This window comes from Streptomyces sp. NBC_00289, from assembly GCF_041435115.1.
GTDB lineage: Bacteria > Actinomycetota > Actinomycetes > Streptomycetales > Streptomycetaceae > Streptomyces.
On sequence record NZ_CP108046.1, the window covers coordinates 2,372,452 to 2,391,376 of the forward strand.

At 71.8% G+C, this 18,925-nt stretch carries 19 protein-coding genes; 5 read left to right on the plus strand and 14 right to left on the minus strand.

Going from position 1 to position 18,925, the window contains the following annotated elements:
• Positions 1-23: 23 nt before the first annotated feature.
• From OG985_RS11225 to OG985_RS11275, 11 genes are all read right to left on the minus strand, one after another.
• Positions 24-902 carry a carbohydrate ABC transporter permease gene (locus OG985_RS11225; RefSeq protein ID WP_371668143.1) on the minus strand — a complete coding sequence of 293 codons (879 nt, stop codon included), beginning with the start codon at positions 900-902 and terminating at the stop codon, positions 24-26.
• Positions 899-1,855, minus strand: a complete 957-nt coding sequence (locus tag OG985_RS11230; RefSeq protein ID WP_371668144.1) for a carbohydrate ABC transporter permease — start codon at positions 1,853-1,855, stop codon at positions 899-901. Before OG985_RS11230 ends, OG985_RS11225 begins: the two co-directional genes overlap by 4 nt.
• Before the next feature lie 6 nt (positions 1,856-1,861).
• Entirely contained in the window at positions 1,862-3,202 is a 1,341-nt protein-coding gene (locus tag OG985_RS11235) for an ABC transporter substrate-binding protein (RefSeq protein WP_371668145.1), read from the minus strand.
• A gap of 119 nt (positions 3,203-3,321) precedes the next feature.
• Complete coding sequence (locus tag OG985_RS11240; RefSeq protein ID WP_371668146.1) at positions 3,322-4,317, minus strand: LacI family DNA-binding transcriptional regulator; 996 nt, start codon at positions 4,315-4,317, stop codon at positions 3,322-3,324.
• A 209-nt stretch (positions 4,318-4,526) separates the two neighbouring features.
• Positions 4,527-5,198 (minus strand): GntR family transcriptional regulator, encoded by a 672-nt coding sequence (locus OG985_RS11245; protein WP_371668147.1) that lies wholly within the window; start codon positions 5,196-5,198, stop codon positions 4,527-4,529.
• A 45-nt stretch (positions 5,199-5,243) separates the two neighbouring features.
• The gene (locus OG985_RS11250; protein WP_371668148.1) at positions 5,244-6,245 is read right to left on the minus strand and encodes a proline racemase family protein; all 1,002 of its coding nucleotides are present in this window, start codon (positions 6,243-6,245) and stop codon (positions 5,244-5,246) included.
• Between the two features lie 50 nt (positions 6,246-6,295).
• Positions 6,296-7,186 carry a dihydrodipicolinate synthase family protein gene (locus tag OG985_RS11255; protein WP_371668149.1) on the minus strand — a complete coding sequence of 297 codons (891 nt, stop codon included), beginning with the start codon at positions 7,184-7,186 and terminating at the stop codon, positions 6,296-6,298.
• Complete coding sequence (locus OG985_RS11260) at positions 7,183-8,592, minus strand: NAD(P)/FAD-dependent oxidoreductase (RefSeq protein WP_371668150.1); 1,410 nt, start codon at positions 8,590-8,592, stop codon at positions 7,183-7,185. The genes OG985_RS11255 and OG985_RS11260 overlap by 4 nt, the downstream gene beginning before the upstream one ends.
• Positions 8,585-8,887, minus strand: a complete 303-nt coding sequence (locus OG985_RS11265) for a (2Fe-2S)-binding protein (RefSeq protein WP_371668151.1) — start codon at positions 8,885-8,887, stop codon at positions 8,585-8,587. The genes OG985_RS11260 and OG985_RS11265 overlap by 8 nt, the downstream gene beginning before the upstream one ends.
• On the minus strand, positions 8,884-10,035 hold the full coding sequence (locus tag OG985_RS11270; RefSeq protein WP_371668152.1) for an NAD(P)/FAD-dependent oxidoreductase: 1,152 nt from the start codon (positions 10,033-10,035) through the stop codon (positions 8,884-8,886). Before OG985_RS11270 ends, OG985_RS11265 begins: the two co-directional genes overlap by 4 nt.
• A 158-nt stretch (positions 10,036-10,193) precedes the next feature.
• Positions 10,194-10,865: a hypothetical protein gene (locus OG985_RS11275; protein ID WP_371668153.1), complete on the minus strand. Its 672-nt coding sequence runs from the start codon at positions 10,863-10,865 to the stop codon at positions 10,194-10,196.
• A 228-nt stretch (positions 10,866-11,093) separates the two neighbouring features.
• Between OG985_RS11275 and OG985_RS11280 the strand changes: the two genes are divergently transcribed.
• Both OG985_RS11280 and OG985_RS11285 read left to right on the plus strand, forming a co-directional pair.
• A complete protein-coding gene (locus OG985_RS11280) occupies positions 11,094-11,744 on the plus strand; it encodes a helix-turn-helix domain-containing protein (RefSeq protein ID WP_371668154.1) in 651 nt (216 codons plus the stop codon).
• A gap of 32 nt (positions 11,745-11,776) precedes the next feature.
• Positions 11,777-12,307, plus strand: coding sequence for a toxin-antitoxin system, toxin component (locus OG985_RS11285; protein ID WP_371674332.1), 531 nt, complete (start codon positions 11,777-11,779; stop codon positions 12,305-12,307).
• A 66-nt stretch (positions 12,308-12,373) separates the two neighbouring features.
• On the opposite strand, the gene OG985_RS11290 is transcribed toward OG985_RS11285, so the two are convergent.
• Positions 12,374-13,417: an alpha/beta fold hydrolase gene (locus OG985_RS11290; protein WP_371668155.1), complete on the minus strand. Its 1,044-nt coding sequence runs from the start codon at positions 13,415-13,417 to the stop codon at positions 12,374-12,376.
• Positions 13,418-13,678: 261 nt separating this feature from the next.
• Between OG985_RS11290 and OG985_RS11295 the strand changes: the two genes are divergently transcribed.
• Complete coding sequence (locus OG985_RS11295) at positions 13,679-13,915, plus strand: hypothetical protein (RefSeq protein ID WP_371668156.1); 237 nt, start codon at positions 13,679-13,681, stop codon at positions 13,913-13,915.
• A gap of 103 nt (positions 13,916-14,018) precedes the next feature.
• Here the strand turns inward: OG985_RS11295 and OG985_RS11300 are convergent, their stop codons facing one another.
• Positions 14,019-14,699, minus strand: a complete 681-nt coding sequence (locus OG985_RS11300) for a 4'-phosphopantetheinyl transferase (protein WP_371668157.1) — start codon at positions 14,697-14,699, stop codon at positions 14,019-14,021.
• Positions 14,696-15,556, minus strand: coding sequence for a metallophosphoesterase (locus OG985_RS11305; RefSeq protein ID WP_371668158.1), 861 nt, complete (start codon positions 15,554-15,556; stop codon positions 14,696-14,698). Before OG985_RS11305 ends, OG985_RS11300 begins: the two co-directional genes overlap by 4 nt.
• A gap of 293 nt (positions 15,557-15,849) precedes the next feature.
• Between OG985_RS11305 and OG985_RS11310 the strand changes: the two genes are divergently transcribed.
• Positions 15,850-17,001, plus strand: coding sequence for an ATP-grasp domain-containing protein (locus OG985_RS11310; RefSeq protein WP_371668159.1), 1,152 nt, complete (start codon positions 15,850-15,852; stop codon positions 16,999-17,001).
• A 193-nt stretch (positions 17,002-17,194) separates the two neighbouring features.
• Positions 17,195-18,877: a carbohydrate binding domain-containing protein gene (locus tag OG985_RS11315; RefSeq protein WP_371668160.1), complete on the plus strand. Its 1,683-nt coding sequence runs from the start codon at positions 17,195-17,197 to the stop codon at positions 18,875-18,877.
• Positions 18,878-18,925: the final 48 nt, after the last annotated feature.

The following is an 18,925-nucleotide window of genomic DNA, read 5'->3' on the forward strand; positions in this document are numbered from 1 at the left end:
TGCCTTTCTGTCGGGGGGCTGTGTCAGCCCTTCGTGCTGCCCGCGCTGATCCCGGCGATGATGTGCCGCTGGAAGAGCAGGAACATCGCGACCATGGGGATGCTCGCGATCACCATCGCGGCGATGAGCACGGTCAGCTGGATGTTCTGGGACAGCTGGACGAGTGCCACGCTGATCGGTTGCCTGCCGGTGTCGGAGAAGACCATCAGCGGCCACAGGAAGTCCTGCCACACGGCGACCAGGGCGAAGATCGACACGACGCCGAGGACCGGCCGTGACATCGGCAGCACGATCGAGCGGAGGATGCGCAGCTTTCCGGCGCCGTCGATCTCGGCGGCCTCCAGCACGTCCCGCGGGAGTTGGTCGAAGAACCGCTTGAGCAGGTACAGGTTGAAGGCGTTGGCGACGGCCGGGAGCCAGATGGCGAGGGGATCGTTGAGCAGGCTCACATGGATCAGCGGAAGGTCGGCGACGGTCAGGTACTTCGGTACGACCAGGGCCTGGGCAGGAACCATCAGGGTGGCGAGGATGCCACCGAGGACGACCTTGCCGAAGGCGGGCCGCAACTGGGACAGCGCGTAGGCGGCGGCCGTGCACAGGACCAGCTGGAACAGCCAGGCGCCGGCGGCCTGGACGACCGTGTTCCACAGGTGGGCGGGGAGCTGCATGAGGTCCCAGGCGTCGGTGTAGCCGCTGAGGTGCCACTGCTCGGGGACGAGGGTCGGCGGGGTCCGCGCGATCTCGTCCGGTGACTTCGCGGCACCGGTCACCATCCAGTAGACGGGGAACAGGAACGCGAGCGTGAACAGCAGGACGACGCCGGTGAAGACGCTCCAGTACGCGGCCCTTCCGCGCGGGCGGGCCAGCGCGGCAGGCGAGAGCAGGGTTCTGGTGTCGCTCACGTGTCCTCCCCGGAGCGGGTGAGCCGCAGGTAGGCGGCGGAGAAGACGCCGAGCAGCACCAGGAGCATGACGCTGAGGGCGCAGGCGCCGCCGAAGTCGTTGTAGAGGAAGGCGTACTTGTAGATCAGGTAGAGCACGGTGACCGTGGCGTTCTCCGGGCCGCCGCCCGTGATCACGAACGGCTCGGTGAAGACCTGCATGGTCGCGATGATCTGCAGGAGCATCAGCATCAGGATGACGAAGCGGGTCTGGGGGATCGTCACGTGCCGGACGCGCTGGCGGATGTTCGCGCCGTCGAGTTCCGCCGCCTCGTACAGCTCGCCGGGGATGGACTGGAGCGCGGCCAGGTAGATGAGGACGGTGCCGCCCATGTTGGCCCAGGTGGCGACGATCACGAGGGAGACGAGGGCGGTGTCGGCGCCGTTGGACCAGTTCGAGGTGGGCAGGTGCAGGAAGCGCAGCGCCTCGTTGGCGAGCCCGGCACCGGGGTCGTAGAACCACTTCCACAGCAGGGCGCTGACCACCGGCGGGATCATCACCGGGAGGTAGACGACGACCCGGAAGAAGGCTCTGGCGTGCCGGAGTTCGTTGAGGACGAGGGCCATCACGAACGGGACCGCGAAGCCGATCAGCAGCGCGAGCAGGGTGAAGGTGAGCGTGTTGCGCCAGGCGGCGGTGAACTCCGGGTCGTGCAGGACGCGGGTGAAGTTGGCGGTGCCGACCCACTCGGGCGATGAGCCCGGGGTGTACTTCTGGAAGGCGATCACGACGGCGCGGATCGCCGGATACCAGGAGAACAGGGCGAAGCAGACGAGGCCGCCGAGGAGGAACGCGTAGGCACGGGCCTGGTCGGCGAGGCGGCGCCGCCTCCGGTCCCCTGCCGGGGGCGGCGCCTGTACGGGGTGGACGGTGAGGGACTCGACGGGCCGCCGCGCCTCGGTGGTCCGGGTCATGGTCACTCAGCTCCGGGCCAGGATGCTGTCGATCTTCCCGGAGGCGTCCTCGAGGAGCCGGTCGATGTCGGCGTCCTTCTTGGTGAGGACCGCGGAGACGGCGCCGTCGAGGACGGAGTAGATCTGCTGGGCGTTCGGCGGCTCGATCTTCATCCTCAGGCTCTGGTTGCCGTCGAGGAAGGCCTGGTAGTTCTGCACGGGAACGTTCGAGTTGGCCTTCTTGACCCGCTGGTCCTCGGCGTCGGCGGCGCCGGTGAACAGACGGGGTTCGGGCAGGCCGACCGGGGCGTCGGTCTTCTTGGCGCGGGCGTAGTCGCCGAGGAAGCCCTTGCCCGGCCTGAGGAACATGTGGTCGAGCCACTTCAGCGCGGCCCTGATCTGCTCGGGGCTCGCCTTCTTGTTGATCATGTAGCCGTCGCCGCCGATGAGCGTGCCCTGTCCGCCGGGCATGGGGGCGAGGGCGAGGTCCTTGTAGTTGCCGCCCTTCTCCTTGACCAGGATCGGGATGTTGTCGGGGGCGGAGAGGTACATGCCGAGCTTGCCCGAACCCATCAACTGCTGGACGTCGTTGATGACGAGGAGCTGCTTGCTGCCCATGGAGTCGTCGCTCCAGCGCATGTCGTGCAGGTTCTGCAGGACGGCGTGACCCTCGGGGGTGTCGACGGTGGCCTTCTTGCCGTCGGCGCTCACCACGTCGCCGCCCTGGGAGTACAGCTCGGCGGTGAAGTGCCAGCCTCCCTGGTTCTGGGCGCTGTAGTCGGCGTAGCCGACGGTGCCGTTGCCGAGTGCGGCGATCTTCTCGGCCGCCGCCCGGAGTTCGGGCCAGGTCGCCGGGGGCCGGTCGGGATCGAGGCCGGCCTTCTCGAAGAGGGCGCGGTTGTAGATCAGGCCCATGGAGTATCCGGTACGCGGTATGCCGTACACCTTCCCGTCGACGGTGTAGATGTCGCGCAGCTGCCGCTGGACGGTGCCGTAGCTCTTCAGGTCCTTGACGTAGGGCGTGAGGTCGGCGGCCTGGTGGATGTCGACGACGTGGCGGGCGTCGGTGAAGTACGTGTAGAAGACGTCCTCCATCTGCCCGCCGGCGAGCTTGGCGTCGAAGGTCTTCGGGTCCTGGCAGGGGAACGCGTCGTGCGCGACCACGTCGACGTCCGGGTTCTGTCGCTCGAAGGACGCGATGTCCTGCTCGAAGAACCGGCGGTCGACCTTGGCGCTCTTGGGCGGCATGCAGTTGACCGTGATGCGGGTCTTGCCGCTCGCCGAGTCGTCGTTCGACCCGCAGGCGGTGAGGGCGAGACAGGAGACGCCGATCGCGGCGAGGGTGCGGCGGAACCCGGTGCTTCTCATCGGTGGACCCCTCTGGGCAGGAGCGGTGGGCGCCGCACACTCAAGCACCGGCGACATCCGTCCGCAAGATGTCGCGCAGAATTTGAAATTATCGAACAGTGCGCTGGAATGTTCCGGGCTCAGGGCCGGGGGGCTTGCGCCGTCGACCCCCGCACCACCAGCTCCGGCTCGAACAGGAGCTCCTCGGCGGGTACGGAACCGCCACCGACCTGCGCGTTCAGCAGCTCGACCGCCGCCCTTCCCATGGCCTCGATGGGCTGCCGCACGGTGGTGAGCGGGGGCTCGGTGCAGTTCATCAGCGCGGAGTCGTCGTAGCCGACCACCGACACCTGCCCCGGCACGTCGAGTCCCTTGCGGCGGGCGGCCCTGATCACCCCGAGGGCCAGCGGGTCGCTGGCGCAGATGAAGCCGGTGACCCCCCGGTCGATGAGCCGGGCGGCGGCCGCGTGACCACCCTCGATGGAGAACATGGCCCGTGCCACCCGCTCGTCCGGCAGATCGCCGTACTCCCTGGCCGCGGCCAGTTTCCGCGCCGACGGCACGTGGTCGCCGGGTCCGAGCACCAGCCCGATCCGCTCGTGTCCCAGTGAGGCGAGGTGCCGCCAGGCCTGCTCCACGGCGACGGCGTCGTCGCAGGACACCCCGGGGAAGCCGAGGTGCTCTATGGAGGCGTTGACGAGGACGACCGGGATGTGGCGGTCGGCGAGCAGCCGGTAGTGGTCGTGCGGCGCGTCGGCCTGGGCGTAGAGACCGCCGGCGAAGACGACGCCGGAGACCTGCTGCTGGAGCAGCAGCGTCACGTAGTCCGCCTCGGAGACGCCGCCCTTGGTCTGCGTGCACAGCACCGGGGTCAGGCCGAGCTGGGCGAGCGCGCCGCCGATCACCTCGGCGAACGCCGGGAAGATGGGGTTCTGCAGCTCGGGCAGGACGAGGCCGACGAGCCGGGCGCGTTCGCCGCGCAGCTGGGTGGGCCGCTCGTAGCCGAGGACGTCGAGGGCGGACAGCACCGCCTGCCGGGTGGTCGCCGAGACCCCGGGCTTGCCGTTGAGCACCCGGCTGACCGTGGCCTCGCTGACCCCGACCTTCTGCGCCACTTCAGCAAGTCGTCGCGTCATGTACGCAAGAATAGCGCAAGAAATGCAAATGGCTTGCGCCAGGACGTAAGCGATCCCAGCGGTGCGGACAGCCGGGGCCGAGCGGGTCACGGCCGGCGCCGTGCGGGTCACGGCCGGCGCCGAGCGGGTCACGGTCCGGGGCCGGGCCCGCCACGGCCGGCACCGTACAGCTCACAATCAGGGCCGGGGCCCACGGTCGGCGCCCTGGATCAGGGTGCGGCCCACAGTCCCCGGACGTGGCCCAGATGCCGGACCATGACCGCGCGCACCGCGTCGGTGTCGCGCGCCAGCAGCGCGTCGAGGAGTTCCAGGTGCTCCTCGGCGGAGGCCTCCAGCCGGCCCGCCTCGACCAGCGCGGTCAGCCCGTACAGGCGTGAGCGGCGCCTCAGGTCCCGGACCACCTCGACGAGGTGTCCGTTGCCGGCGAGGGCCAGCAGTCCGAGATGGAAACGCAGGTCGGCCTCGACGTAGGCGATGAGGTCGCCGTCCGCCGCCGAGGTGACGATCTCCCGCGCCAGGGGGCGCAGCGCCTCGAGCGCGGCCGGGTCCGCGGTGGTCGCGAGTCCGGCCGTCGTCGGGATCTCGATCAGTGAGCGGACGTGGGTGTACTCGTCGAGCTGCTGCTCCGAGACGGCGGTGACCCGGAATCCCTTGTTGGGGACGGTGTCGACCAGCCCCTCCTTCGCGAGATCGAGCATCGCCTCGCGCACCGGTGTCGCGGAGACGCCGAAGCGGGTGGCCAGACCGGGCGCCGAGTACACCTCGCCCGGCCGCAGTTCACCGGCGATCAGCGCGGCCCGCAGCGCGTCCGCGACCCGCTCCCGGTAGCTGGGTGCCCTGCCGCCCAGTGCGGGCAGGGCGGGGCTGTGCTGCGAAGCCATCGTGTTCATCCTTCTCTGGAGGTCACCGGCCATTGTCGACGCGCCCTACAGGACGAACCCCGCCGGGAAGGGGTCGTCCGGGTCCAGCAGGTACTGGGCGGTGCCGGTGATCCAGGCGCGGCCGGTGAAGCTGGGCAGGACCGCGGGGCGGCCGGCGACCTCGGTGGTGCCGAGCAGACGTCCGGTGAAACGGGTGCCGATGAAGGACTCGTTGACGAACTCGGTGTGCAGGGGGAGTTCGCCCCGCGCATGCAGTTGCGCCATGCGCGCACTCGTCCCGGTGCCGCAGGGTGAGCGGTCGAACCAGCCGGGGTGGATCGCCATCGCGTGCCGGGAGTGCCGGGCGTTCGCTCCGGGCGCGTAGAGGTGGACGTGGTGGCAGCCGCGGATGGACGGGTCCTGCGGATGGACGGGTTCCTCCTCGGCGTTGACGGCGTCCATCAGCGCGAGCCCCGCTCTCAGGATGTCGTCCTTGCGGGAGCGGTCGAAGGGCAGGCCGAACTGCTCCAGCGGCAGGATGGCGTAGAAGTTGCCGCCGTACGCGAGGTCGTAGGTCACCGTCCGCCCGTCGGGCAGCGTGACCCTGCGGTCGAGGCCCACCGAGAAGGACGGCACGTTCCGCAGGGTGACGGCCTTCGCCGCGCCGTCCCGGACCTCGACCTCGGCGACCACGACGCCCGCCGGGGTGTCGAGGCGGATGGTGGTGACGGGTTCGACGACCTCGACCATGCCGGTCTCCACCAGGACGGTCGCGACGCCGATGGTGCCGTGCCCGCACATGGGCAGATAGCCGGACACCTCGATGTAGACGACCCCCCAGTCGCAGTCGGGCCGGGTCGGCGGCTGCAGGACGGCGCCGCTCATCGCGGAGTGTCCGCGCGGCTCGTTCATCAGCAACTGCTTGACGTCGTCGCGGTGTTCGCGGAAGTACAGCCGCCGTTCGTTCATCGTCGCGCCGGGGATGGTGCCGATCCCACCGGTGATCACGCGGGTGGGCATGCCCTCGGTGTGCGAGTCGACGGCGTGCAGGACGAGTTTGCTGCGCATGAACCGGCCTTTCCGTGACCTGTTTCGGCCTACGCGGTGGAGGGCGCGGGCTACGCGAGCACCGCGGCGACGGCCTTCTCGGTGGCGGCCCGGATCGCGGCCTCCTGCTCGGGCAGCAGCGGCATGCGGGGCGGCCGAACGGGTCCGCCGTGCCGTCCGACGACGTCCATGGACAGCTTGATCGCCTGCACGAACTCGACCTGTGAGTCCCAGCGCAGCAGCGGGTGCAGCTGCCGGTACAGCCTCCCGGCCGTGGCCAGGTCACCGTCGACGGCCGCGCGGTACAGCTCGACGCTCGCGGCGGGCAGGGCGTTGGGGTAACCCGCCACCCAGCCCTTGGCGCCCGCGATCGCGAGTTCGAGCAGGACGTCGTCGGCGCCGATCAACAGATCGAGTTCCGGGGCGAGTTCGGCGATCCGGTAGGCGCGGCGGACGTCCCCGGAGAACTCCTTCACGGCGTGGATGTGTCCCTCGCGGTGGAGTCGGGCGAGAAGTTCCGGCACCAGGTCGACCTTGGTGTCGATCGGGTTGTTGTACGCCACGATCGGCAGGCCCGCCCGCGCGACCTCCGCGTAGTGGGCGAGCACCGAGCGCTCGTCCGCGCGATAGGCGTTGGGCGGCAGCAGCATCACCGCGCGGCAGCCGGCCTCGCGGGCCTGCTCGGCCCAGCCGCGGCTCTCGGCGGAGCCGTAGGCGGCGACACCGGGCAGGACCCGCTGCCCGCCGACGGCGGAGACGGCCGTCTCGACGACCTTGGCGCGTTCCTCGGCGGTGAGCACCTGGTACTCGCCGAGCGAGCCGTTGGGGACGACGCCGTCGCACCCGTTGTCGACCAGCCAGGCGCAGTGCTCGGCGTACCGGTCGTAGTCGACGGAGAGGTCGTCGTTCAGGGGCAGGGCGGTGGCGACGAGGACGCCGCGCCAGGGGCGGTGGTCGGTCATGAGGGTCCTTCCTCGGTGGGGTGGGCGGGCTCCTGCGCGAGGACGCCGAGCGGTACGGGCCGGGCGAACGGCCGTCTGCCGGGGTCGAACGCGCAGCCGACGAGGCCGGCGACCGCCGGTGCGCACATCCGGCCCTGGCACCAGCCCATGCCGGCCCGGGTCAGCAGTTTCACGGTGCGTACGTCGCCGGCTCCAAGGTTCCCCACGGCCTCGCGCACGGCCCCTCCGGTGACCTCCTCGCAGCGGCACACGACGGTGTCGTCGGTGATCTGCTCGGTCCAGTGCGCGGGCGGCGCGTACACGGTGTCGAGCGCGGCGGCGAAGGCCCGCAGCCGGGTACGGGCCTTCGCCGCGGCGGCCCACCCGCGCGGGTCCGGGACGGCACCGCGCAGCCGGGCAGCGGCGGAGCGCCCGGCGATGTGGCCCTCCGCGACCGCGAGGGCCGCGCCGCCGATTCCGGTGTTCTCGCCGGCGGCCCACACGCCGACCACGTCGGTGCGCTGCTCGTCGTCGACCTGGACGCGCGGCCCGTCCAGCCGGCAGCCGAGGCTCTCGGCGAGGTCGGTGTGCGGGAGCATGCCGTGGCCGACGGCGAGCGTGTCGCATGGGATACGGCGCCGCGGGCCGGGCCCGGCCCGCCCGTCACGGTCGAGCGCGGCGACCGTGACCGCCTCCAGCCGCTCGGTGCCGTGCGCCTCGACCACGGTGTGGCCGAGGAGGGTGCGGACGCTGTGCCGGGCCAGTCGTACGGCGTATCCGGCGCCCTCGGCGGTCTTGCCCGGCCGCGCCGACAGCGCGGCGGCCCGGCGCAGGAACGCCCGGGGCGCGGCGGACTCGACGAGCGCGGCCACCTCGACCCCTGCGGCGGCGAGGCCGGTCGCCACGGGCAGCAGCAGTGGTCCGGTCCCGGCGACCACGGCGGTGCGTCCGGAGACCGCCAGGGTGCCTTTGAGCATGGCCTGGGCGCCGCCCGCGGTGACGACACCGGGGAGGGTCCAGCCGGGGAAGGGGAGCACCCTCTCGTATCCGCCGGTGGCGAGCAGGACGGCGTCGGCCCGCTCGCCGGCGGGTTCCTCCTGATTCCGGCCGAGCAGGGCGTGCACGGTGAAGCCGTCGGCGCGCCGCTCGACGCACCAGACATGATGGTCCGTCAACTGCCGTACGGTGCCTGCCCGCACGTGGGATCCGAGGGCGTCCCGCAGCCGTTCCCAGGTGCGCCAGTCGTGGTGCAGGGCCTGCGGTCGGCGCGCGCGCAGTGCGGCGGCGGGCTGCCGGTAGAACTGTCCGCCCGCCTCCGTGGCCGAGTCGATCAGCGTGACGCGGGCTCCGTGCGCGGCGGCGGCGACGGTCGCGGCGAGGCCCGCCGGGCCCGCGCCGATCACCGCGAGGTGCGGTCGCTCAGTCACCGTGGCCCGTCCCCTCCTGGGTGCGGATCGCGTCACCCGGGCGCAGTGGCACCAGACAGGCGCGTTGGTTCGGGCGGCCGTTGACGGTCAGCAGGCAGTCGAAGCAGACGCCGATGCCGCAGAAGACCCCGCGCGGACGGCCCTCGCCGCGGGTGGTCCGCCAGGAGGTGACGCCCGCCGTCCAGAGTGCGGCGGCAACTGTCTGGCCGGGCAGCGCCTCGATGTCCCGGCCGTCGAGGGTGACGGTGAAAGCCGGCTCGGGCCGGGCCCGGGCGAGGTCGAAGGGGTCTGTCATGCCGCCTCCTCGGTGAACCGGTCGGGCCGCAGCGGCGCGATGTCCAGGTCGGGTGTCGTCCCGGTCAGTACCTGCGCGATCAGGTGTCCGGTGCCGGTGGCGAGTCCGATGCCTGCGCCCTCGTGCCCGCAGGCGTGCAGCAGTCCGGGCACCCGCGGGTCGGCTCCGACGGCGGGCAGGTGGTCGGGCAGGTAGGGGCGGAAGCCGAGGTAGGCGCGGATGGCGCGGACCTCCGACAGGAAGGGGAACAGGCGGGTGGCGCCGGCCGCCAGGGCCCGCACGGCGGGCAGCGAGAACGACCGGTCGAAGCCGACCCGTTCGCGGCTCGCGCCGATCAGGACCGGTCCGGCGGCCGTGCCCTCGACGACCGGTGAGGTCTGGAGGGCGGCCGAGTCGCTGGCCACGTCGGCCACGTACTCGGCGGCGTACACCTTGTGGTGGATCAGGCGCGGGAGCGGTTCGGTGACCAGGACGAACCCGCGTCGCGGCCGGACGGGCAGGGTGGTGCCCGCGAGCGCCGCGAGGTCCGCGCCCCAGGTTCCGGCCGCGTTGACGACGGCCGGGGCGTGGATGTCGCCCTGGTCGGTGCGGACGGCGCGCACCGTCCCGTCGGGTGCCCGCAGGACGTCCGTGACGGTCCGGCCGGTGAACAGGCGGGCGCTTGAGGCCCGGAGCAGGTGGGCGGCGGCGAGCGCGGGCATGACCTGCCCGTCCTGCGGATAGCGCACGGCGCCGGGCAGGCCGGGGGCGAGCCGGGGTTCGAGGGTGTACAGGGCCTGGCCGTCGACCTGTTCGGCGACCACTCCGCCGGCGCGCTGGCCGGCGGCGAAGCGCTCCAGGGCGGTGAGGGAGCCGGGTGAGGTGGCCACCACCAGGCCACCCTTGGGCTCGTACTCGACGGCGGGCCCCAACTCCCGTGCGAGTTCGCCCCACAGGCGGGCCGAGAGCAGCGCGAGGTCCAGTTCCGGGCCGGGTTCCTTGTCCGAGACGAGGAGGTTGCCCTCCCCCGCGCCGGTCGTGCCGCCGGCCACCGGACCGCGGTCCACCACGACGACGTCCAGGCCCGCACGGGCCGCGTAGAAGGCGCACGCGGCGCCGACCATGCCGGCCCCGACGACCACGACATCGCAGGTCAGTCGCTGACTCACGCCAGTACTATGTCACATGGCTCTGCTGCTGAACATGGTGCGCGGGCGGCCCTGACCGGGGGTCGGGGCCGCGCGTGGACGTACCGGGCGGGTGGGGTTGGGACGGCTCCGGCGCCGTCGGCGACCTGAACGCCGACGGTGCCGGAGCACCGGGGCCGTTACGCCTCCGGCGACGGCACGACGCTCAGATGGCCCGTGGCGCGTCGGGCGCGGCCGGGCCTGCGCGGGGTGGGCGAGGGGCGGCGGGCCGAACGAAGGATCAGCGTCAGCCTGGTGTAGCCCATCTCGCTCAGGGTCCGGGGAGTCTCGTCGACGACCCGGCAGTCCGTGGCGCCCCAGCGGGGGTCGGGGTGCAGCACCGGACGGACGGCGCCGTCCTGTTCGACGGCCCGCTCACCGACCGCGCGGATCCAGTGCGGCAGGCCCTGCCGGTAGGCGGCCTCCATGATCGGATCCTGGGCGATGTCCCGGCGGATCGCCTGGAGCCCGTGGTCGTGGCCGTTGCGCTCCACGGCGGCCGCGAAGTGGGCCAGCATCGGCAGACACCAGCGCGACTCGTGCTCGCCGAGGACGGAACTCGCATCGGGGTGGAAGAGGACGAACCTGAGGAAGTTGTCACCGGGCATGGCCGTCGGATGCGGGCCCACGCCCCCGAAAAGTGACGCGAAAGCGGTGTTGGTCGCCACCACGTCCCAGCGGTGGTCGAGCACGACGGACGGAAAGGGGACCGCCGCCAGGAGGGCGGTGTAGTCCTGCAGATAGGCCTGGGCCTCGGGAGTGTCGGGGACGGGCCGCGGTGCGGACCGCTGCCCTCCTGCCTGATGTGCCATCGGGAGGTCACCCCTCTTGCCTATGCGGCCTTCTCGCGGCGCCCTGATCCTGCTGCCCCGACGCGATCGGTGTCAACTATCGTGGCATTTCATGCCTGTTGACGGCTGAAATTGGCCACAGTTGTGGCGAGACCTGGATGTGAGTTCGAACGACCCGCTACTCTCCGGGAAGTTCACGGCAAGTGCGTGTGTTGTGAGAAGCCTGTGAGAGACGTAGGAGATCTGTCGGTGTCGGATGGCTTCGAGGGTCCGGGCAACGCGGCGTCGGCTGTGCTGCCGGGCGTCGTCGCCCGCGTCACCGCACTCGCCGACCGGCTCGGAGTACCGCAGGCGGAGGTCTTCGACATCGGCCGCCTGTCCGTCGCCTCCGGCGTCCCGGACCCCGTGGTCAAGGCCCTGCTGAGCGGCCGCCCCGCCGGCGAACCCGATGTGCAGGCCCGGTTCCTGCAGCGCCTCGACCTGCTGCGCCGCACCCGGCTGAAGCCCAATCGGCGCAAGTACACGCAGCAGGAGATCGCCGACGGCGCGGGCATGTCCCGGCAGCAGGCCGGCGCCCTCATCAACGGCGACCGGCGCCCCACCATGGAGCACTGCGACGCCATCCAGCGCTTCTTCCGCGTGCACGCCGGCTTCCTGACGGCCGAGGACCCCGAGGCGCTCGCCGGCGCCCTCCAGCGCACCGAGCAGGAGCTCCTCCAGAAGCTCGCCGAGCGCGAGGCGGCCCAGGCCGCCGAGGACCCGCTGGAGCGGCTGCTGCAGGACCACGGCGTCCGCGGGATCGCCTGGCGGGCCGCACAGTTGCCCACCGACCAGCACCGCGACAAGGTGGCGGAGTGGCTGGACATGCTCTTGGAGAGCGTCAAGCGGCCCGAGTCGTGATCCGGGAGAGAACTGTGGGCATTGCCAAGGAAATGCGTCGCCTGTGCGGCGAGCTGGTCGCGGAGCTGACCCTGCCCGCGCCTGCCCCGCCCGCGGACCTGTACGGCGCCCTGTGCGCCGCCATGAGCAGACGCCGCGGCCGCCCGGTCCGCTTCCGTACGGCCGCCTTCCCGGCCGGCACCGCGAGCGGACTGTGGCTCGACATGGCCGACCAGGACCTCGTGGTGATCGAGGAACGCACCGCACCCGACCACCAGTTGGTGATCCTCGGCCACGAGCTGTGGCACATGAAGGCCGGGCACTGCGGCCACCACGTCGCGGGGGCCGCCGTCGCGGCCCGCTTATTGGACGACGAGGCGGATCTCCAGGCGACCGTGCTGAAGGTCGCCGCACGCAGCCGCTTCGACCTCGCCGACGAGCGGGAGGCCGAGAGCTTCGGTCTGCTGCTCGCCAGCAAGTGCCGCACCTGGCTGGCCGGTTCCGCCCAGCGGGGCCCGGTGCAGCGTGACCACCTGGCGGGACGGATCGAGGCGTCGCTGGGCTACCTGGGCCCGAAAGGCTGAGAAGAGCCGGCGGCGCGGGCCGAGCAGGGCGCGTCGGTTCGCCCCCGCACGTCACGCCACGTCACCTCACGTCGCACTGCGTTCGCTCGCCTGCCTCAGATCACGCTCCGTCGGCCGTCTGAGCCCGGAGCCGGGCCGGCCCGCCGGATCGCCGGGACAGCCCTCGCGCAGGAGGTCCCGCCAGTGCTCGCGGCTCCAGTCGGCCGGAGCCGTGCTGCCGGTGAACTCCTCGACCAGGGAGACGAACCGGCCGGGATCGCTGTGGAACGGGAAGTGACCCGCGCCCTCGAAGATCTCCAGACGGCTGCCCGGCATCGCCTCGCTCGCGCCGTACGCGTGCCGCACCGGCACCACGGAGTCCCGGTCGCCCCACAGCAGCATGGTCGGCATGCCCTCGGTGAGGTAACAGCGGTCCAGCATCGTCACCACCTGGCCGCGCCAGTCGACGACCGCGCGCAGGGTACGGATGAAGGCGTTGCGCGAGGTCTCGTCGGGCAGCGCGTCCACGAGGGTGAGCAGCTCCGGGGCGTCCTGGCCGAGGTCGGTGTCCAGGAACTTCAACAGGCGTACCGCGAGCCCCACCTGGAGCCGCATGCCCGGCAGCCGCAGGGCCGACAGCATCAGATGGGCGCCGGGCAGGGACACCAGCCGCAGGACGGGGTTGACCTCCCGGCCCACCCCGCCCGCGCTGACCAGGATGAGCCGCTCGGTGCGCTCGGGGAACTGGTAGGCGAACTGCATGGCCACGCCCCCGCCCAGCGAGTGTCCGACGAGGGTCGCCGACTCGATGCCGAGGGTGGTGAGCAGGTCGCGGACCCCGTTCGCGTACGCGGCCACGGAGTAGTCGGCCCTCGGCTTGCCGGAGGCGCCGTGCCCGAGCAGGTCGGGGGCGATCACGGTGTGGGTACGGGCGAGGTCGGGGATCAACTCCGCCCAGGTCGCCGAGGAGTCGCCGATGCCGTGGATCAGCACCAGCACGGGGCCCTCGCCGGCCATGCGGAACGCACGCCGGTAGCCGTGCACCACGCGGTACTGCAGCTCGAGTTCTCTCTCGCCCACCGGGCGCAGCCGTACGGTGTGCGCCGGTTGCCGGCGTGGGGCGTCGACCACGTGCTTCGCCTCCCGTTCCGCGGCCGCGGGGAGCGGCCGAAAGCCCTTGACTCCAGCGTAGGGCCCCTGTCGGACGGCGGATTTCGGTGAGGTTTCACCTCCGCTAACCGGCCGGAACCGACACGACGGGTCCCCGGCCCGGGGGACGTCGGGCCGGATTGTCAGTGGCGGGCGGCAAGCTGGAGGTGCGCCACCGCTGTGCGGCGGCGTGCGCGCCGCCGGGCGCGTGACCGATGACGCCGACGCGGGGAGAGCCGACCGATGCAGACGACCGTACTGACCGACCGTGAGCGCACCGCCGTCCAGGCGTATCTGCGGCTGCTGCACACGGTGCGCGCCGCCTTCGACGTGGTGGACGGACCGCCGGACGGCCGCCGACCACCCGTCGTCCCCCCGACCGTCCTCGCCGAGGCGGAACGAGCCCTGGCGGAGGCCGGACTGACCGGCAACGAGGAGGAGTTCTTCCGGCTGTTGCAGACCTGGTGTCCGGAACACTGAACGGCCGCTCGCACGGCGGCCGTCCGGCCGGTAGCACCTCGACGGCTGGGACTCGGCCGCCCGCGCGGTTCAGGCGTGCGGCACGTCCAGGCGTGCGGCACGTTCAGGCGTGCGGCACGGTGACGGCGGTGGCCACCAGCCCGTGCCGTACGGTCCACCGTCCCTCGAAGAACCCGAGCCGCCGGCCGCCCACCAGCGGTCCGGGTACCAGGAGTTCGGCGCGGAAGCCGCCGCCCGGCCGTTCGCCGGGTGCCACGAAGACCTCGATGTCGGCCTCCGTGAACTCCAGCCACAGCCCGGTGAGGGGGAACCACGCCTTGTAGACGGACTCCTTGGCGCTGAACAGGAGCCGGTCCCAGTGGACATGGGGATGCTGGCGGGCGAGCCGGCCCAGCCGGTCCTCCTCCTCGGGCAGGGACACCGTGGGCAGCACGCCGTCCGGCAGCGGCAGATGGGGTTCTGCGTCGATGCCGAGACTCGCCAGGTCGGTTGCGCGGACCAGGGCGGCGGCGCGGTAGCCGTCGCAGTGGGTCATGCTGCCGGCCAGTCCGGCCGGCCAGCGCGGGGCGCCGCGTTCGCCGGGCAGGACGGGCTGTGGCGGCACGCCGAGCTTGTCCATGGCCCGGCGGGCACAGGAACGTACGGCGGCGAACTCGCGCCGCCGCTTGGGCACCGCCTGGGCGACGACGGCCGCCTCCTGCGGGTACAGGAAATCGTCCTGGGGCCCTTCGTCGCCGTGGGCCTCGACGGTGACCACCGAGCCCGGCAGGAGTTCCTCGATCACGCGTCCCCGTCCTCCCTCGGCAGGATGCGGCGCAGCCGTCCCGGCGGCTGCGGGCGCTTGCGCCACTCCCGGGGGTATCCCACCGACACCTCCTCGAAGCGGACGCCCTCGTGCCAGGTGGTGCGCGGGATGTGGAGGTGGCCGTAGACCATGGTCTCGACGCGGAAGCGGCGGTGCCAGTCGGCGGTCTGGCGGGTGCCGCACCACATGGCGAACTCGGGGTACCACAGGACGTCCGTGGGATGCCGGTCCAGCGGGTAGTGGTTGACGAGGACCGTGGGCAGGTCGTCGGGCAGTTCGGCGAGCCGGTCGGCGGTCGCCTCGACCCGGGCCCGGCACCACGCCTCCCTGGTCGGGTAGGGGTCGGGGTGCAGCAGGTACTCGTCGTTGCAGACGACGCCGGTCTTGTGCGCGTACTCCAGTCCCTGCTCCTTGGTCTCGCAGCCGGCCGGCAGGAAGGAGTAGTCGTACAGCAGGAACAGCGGGGCGACGGCCACCGGGCCGCCGGGGCCGTCCCAGACCGGGTACGGGTCCTCGGGCGTCGTCACACCGAGCTCCCGGCACAGGGCGACGAGGTGCTCGTAGCGGGCCAGGCCACGCAGGGTGACGGGATCCTTCGGGTGGGTCCACAGCTCGTGGTTGCCGGGAACCCAGACGACCCTGCGGAAGCGGCCCGCGAGGGTTTCCAGGGCCCAGCGGATGTCCGCCACGGTCTCCGCGACGTCGCCGGCCACCAGGAGCCAGTCCTCGTCCGAGTCCGGGCGCATCTTCTCCACCAGGGCCCGGTTCTCCTCGTACCCGATGTGCAGGTCGCTGATGGCCAGCAGTTGTCCGGTACCGCCGGCCGTCGACGTCACCCTCGCCCCCTCCGCGCGCACGAATGGGACCACGACAACATATTCGCGGTGCTTGTACAAGGCAGCGCCACGCCACCCGGAGCAGGGCCGGGAACCGGCCGCGGCGGGGGCTGGACATGATCGTGAAATCCGTAACACGCACGTTGCACGGCGGGCCCCCGGGAAGCCGTATGATCGCCCCAACACCACCGCCACGCATGTCCCTCGCACGGGGCGGTTCGGTGTCCCTCCATACTCCCTGGCCGGGCACGGCCTGCTTCGCCCTGCCCGCGAACCGTGAAAGGACGGCCTGCATGGTCTCTCGCGTACGCGTCTGGCTCAACCGCACGTACGCGGAGAATGTGTTCTTCATGGATCAGCTGCGGCGAAATCCCAGCGACCGGGCCGTCGAGATCCACGCCACGCACGGTGACGCCGACTCCCCCGTCCTGGCCGCCGCGGACACCGCGGACCTGGAGCCGGACGGTCTGTCCCCGGCCGCGTACGTGGAGTACGCGCTGGACCAGTGCACCCGGCGCGGCATCGACGTGTTCGTGCCCCGGCTGCACCAGACGGCGATCGTGGCGCACCGCGCCGACTTCGAGGCGGCCGGAACCGCGCTGCTCGCGCCGCCGCCGGAGGCCGTGGCCGTCTTCGACGACAAGGTGATCGCGTACGAGGCCGTCCAGGCGATCGGCGGGCCCGTGCCGCCCTGGTGGCGGGTGCGCACCGCGGACGAACTCGTCGCGGCCGTGGAGGAGTTGGAGGCGGGCGGCCACAAGGCGTGCTTCAAGCCGGCGTCCGGTGCGGGCGGGGTCGGCTTCCGCGTCGTCACGCGCGCGCCGTTCTCGCTCGCGCACCTCAACGGCTTCCCGAGCCCCTACGTGCCCCTGGACGTGGTCGTGGAGACGCTGCGGCAGGCCGAGGAGCCGGTGAACTGGCTGGTGATGCCGCGGCTGGAGCAGCCGGAGGTGTCGGTGGACTGCCTCACCGGCCCCGACAACCGTGTCCGCCTGGCCGTGGGCCGCACCAAGAACGGTCGGCGCCGTGGGTTCACCCTGCACGAGCAGTGGCTGGAGCCGGCCCGCCGGATCGCGGAGGGCTTCGGGCTGCACTACCTGTCCAACATCCAGTTCCGGATGTTCGGCGAGACGCCCGTCCTGATGGACGTCAACACCCGCCCGGCCGGCGGCCTGCACCAGCTGTCCCTGTGCGGGGTCAACGCCCCCTGGGCCGCTGTGCAGTTGGCGCTCGGTGACGATCCGGGCGAGATGGTTCCGCCGTTCCTCGGCCAGGACTACACGGTGGTGTCCGGGCTGCGCCCGCTGCGGCCCGTGTCCCTTCCGCAGCAGCGGATCGAGGAGGCGGAGTCGCGCCTGCCGGCCGCGCCGGCGCCCTCGCCCGCGGCGGCCGAACCGGCTCCGGTCGACTCCGTCGCCAAGGCCGCGGAGGCTCTGCCCTTCTAAGCCGTCCCCCGGACTCGGGTCGCGTGTGGTGGCCCGCGCCGTTCCCCGCGCCCCTTCGGGGGCGCCTCCGCTCACCGGTATGGACCAATTCGACGTCAGCCCTTGACAGCCGGATTGGTCCATACCAACTTGGTTGCGCACCGTTCTGCACTTCTCTGCACTCCCGAACACCCCCATTCTTCAGGGAGACCGCGTGCGCAACCCACTCAGACGTCCCGGACGTCGACTCCTGGCCCTCCTCGGCTCCACCGCCCTCGCACTGGCCGGAGCCATCGCCCTGCCCGGCACCGCCCAGGCGGCCAACGTCCTGCCCAACCCCGGTTTCGAGTCGGGGAGCCTCTCCCCCTGGTCCTGCACCGGCAACCTCGGCTCGATCGTCTCCTCTCCCGTGCACGGCGGCTCCAAAGCCCTTGCGGGAGCGGTGAGTTCGAGCGACAACGCCAAGTGCGCCCAGACCGTCTCCGTCCAGCCGAACACGGCGTACACGCTCAAGGGCTGGGTGCGCGGCAGTTACGTCTACCTCGGCGTCGACGGCGGCGCCTCGACGTGGACGTCCTCCCCCACCGCGTACAGCCAGTTGAGCGTGTCCTTCACGACCGGCGCCTCGCAGACCAGCGCCACGGTCTACGTCCACGGCTGGTACGCGCAGGGCACCTACCACGCCGACGACATCAGCCTCGACGGACCCGGCGGGGGCGGCTCGGACAGCCAGGCGCCGACGGCCCCCGCGAGCCTCCGGTCCACCGCCAAGACCTCCTCCAGCGTGTCACTCGCGTGGAACGCCGCCACCGACAACGTCGGAGTCACCGCCTACGACATCTACAGCGGCTCGAACCAGGTGCTGAGCGTCTCCGGGACGACCGCCACGGTCGGCGGTCTGTCGTCCAGCACCGCCTACACCTTCACGGTCAAGGCCCGGGACGCCGCCGGGAACACCTCGCCGGCCTCCAACTCCGTGGCCGTCACGACGGACGCGGGCACGGGCGGCGGCACCGGCTTCAAGCAGGCCGCGCCCTACCTGTACCTCGGCTGGGGCGATCCGCCGAGCGCGAGCTCGGTGATGAGCTCGACCGGCATCAAGTGGTACACGATGGCGTTCATGCTGGACCAGGGCGGCTGCAACCCGGCCTGGGACAGCACCCGTCCCCTCACCGGCGGCACCGACCAGAGCGTGATCAACCAGATCCGCTCCGCGGGCGGCGACATCGTGCCCTCGTTCGGCGGCTGGCAGGGCAGCAAGCTCGGCGCCAACTGCTCCTCGGCGGGCGCGCTCGCCGGCGCCCTGCAGAAGGTCATCGACGCCTACGGCCTCAAGGCGATCGACATGGACATCGAGAACACCGACGAGTTCGAGAACGCCACCGTCCAGGACCGCATCCTGACCGCCCTGAAGACGGTCAAGGCCAACAACCCCGGCCTGAGGACGATCGTCACCTTCGGCACCACGACGACCGGCCCCACGTACTGGGGCAACCGGCTCATCGAGCAGGCCAGGGCGCTCGACGCCGGCATCGACGTCTTCACGATCATGCCGTTCGACTTCGGCGGCGGCTCCGACATGTACGGCAACACCGTGAACGCGGCGGAGGGCCTCAAGACCAAGCTGAAGTCGACCTTCGGCTGGGACGACGCGACCGCCTACGCGCACATCGGCATCTCCGGCATGAACGGCCTGTCCGACCAGCAGGAGAACACCACGCCGGCGATCTGGACCCAGATCCGCGACTGGTCCAACAGCCACCACATCGCGCGCCTCGCCTTCTGGTCGGTCAACCGTGACCGCCCGTGCGCGGGCGGCGGTGTGGTGAGCAACTGCTCCGGCATCAACCAGAGCAACTGGCAGTTCACCTCGATCACGGCCGGCTTCACCGGCTGACCGGCGGCAGGGCAGGCGTGGGGGTTCCCGGACCGGGCCCCCACGCCT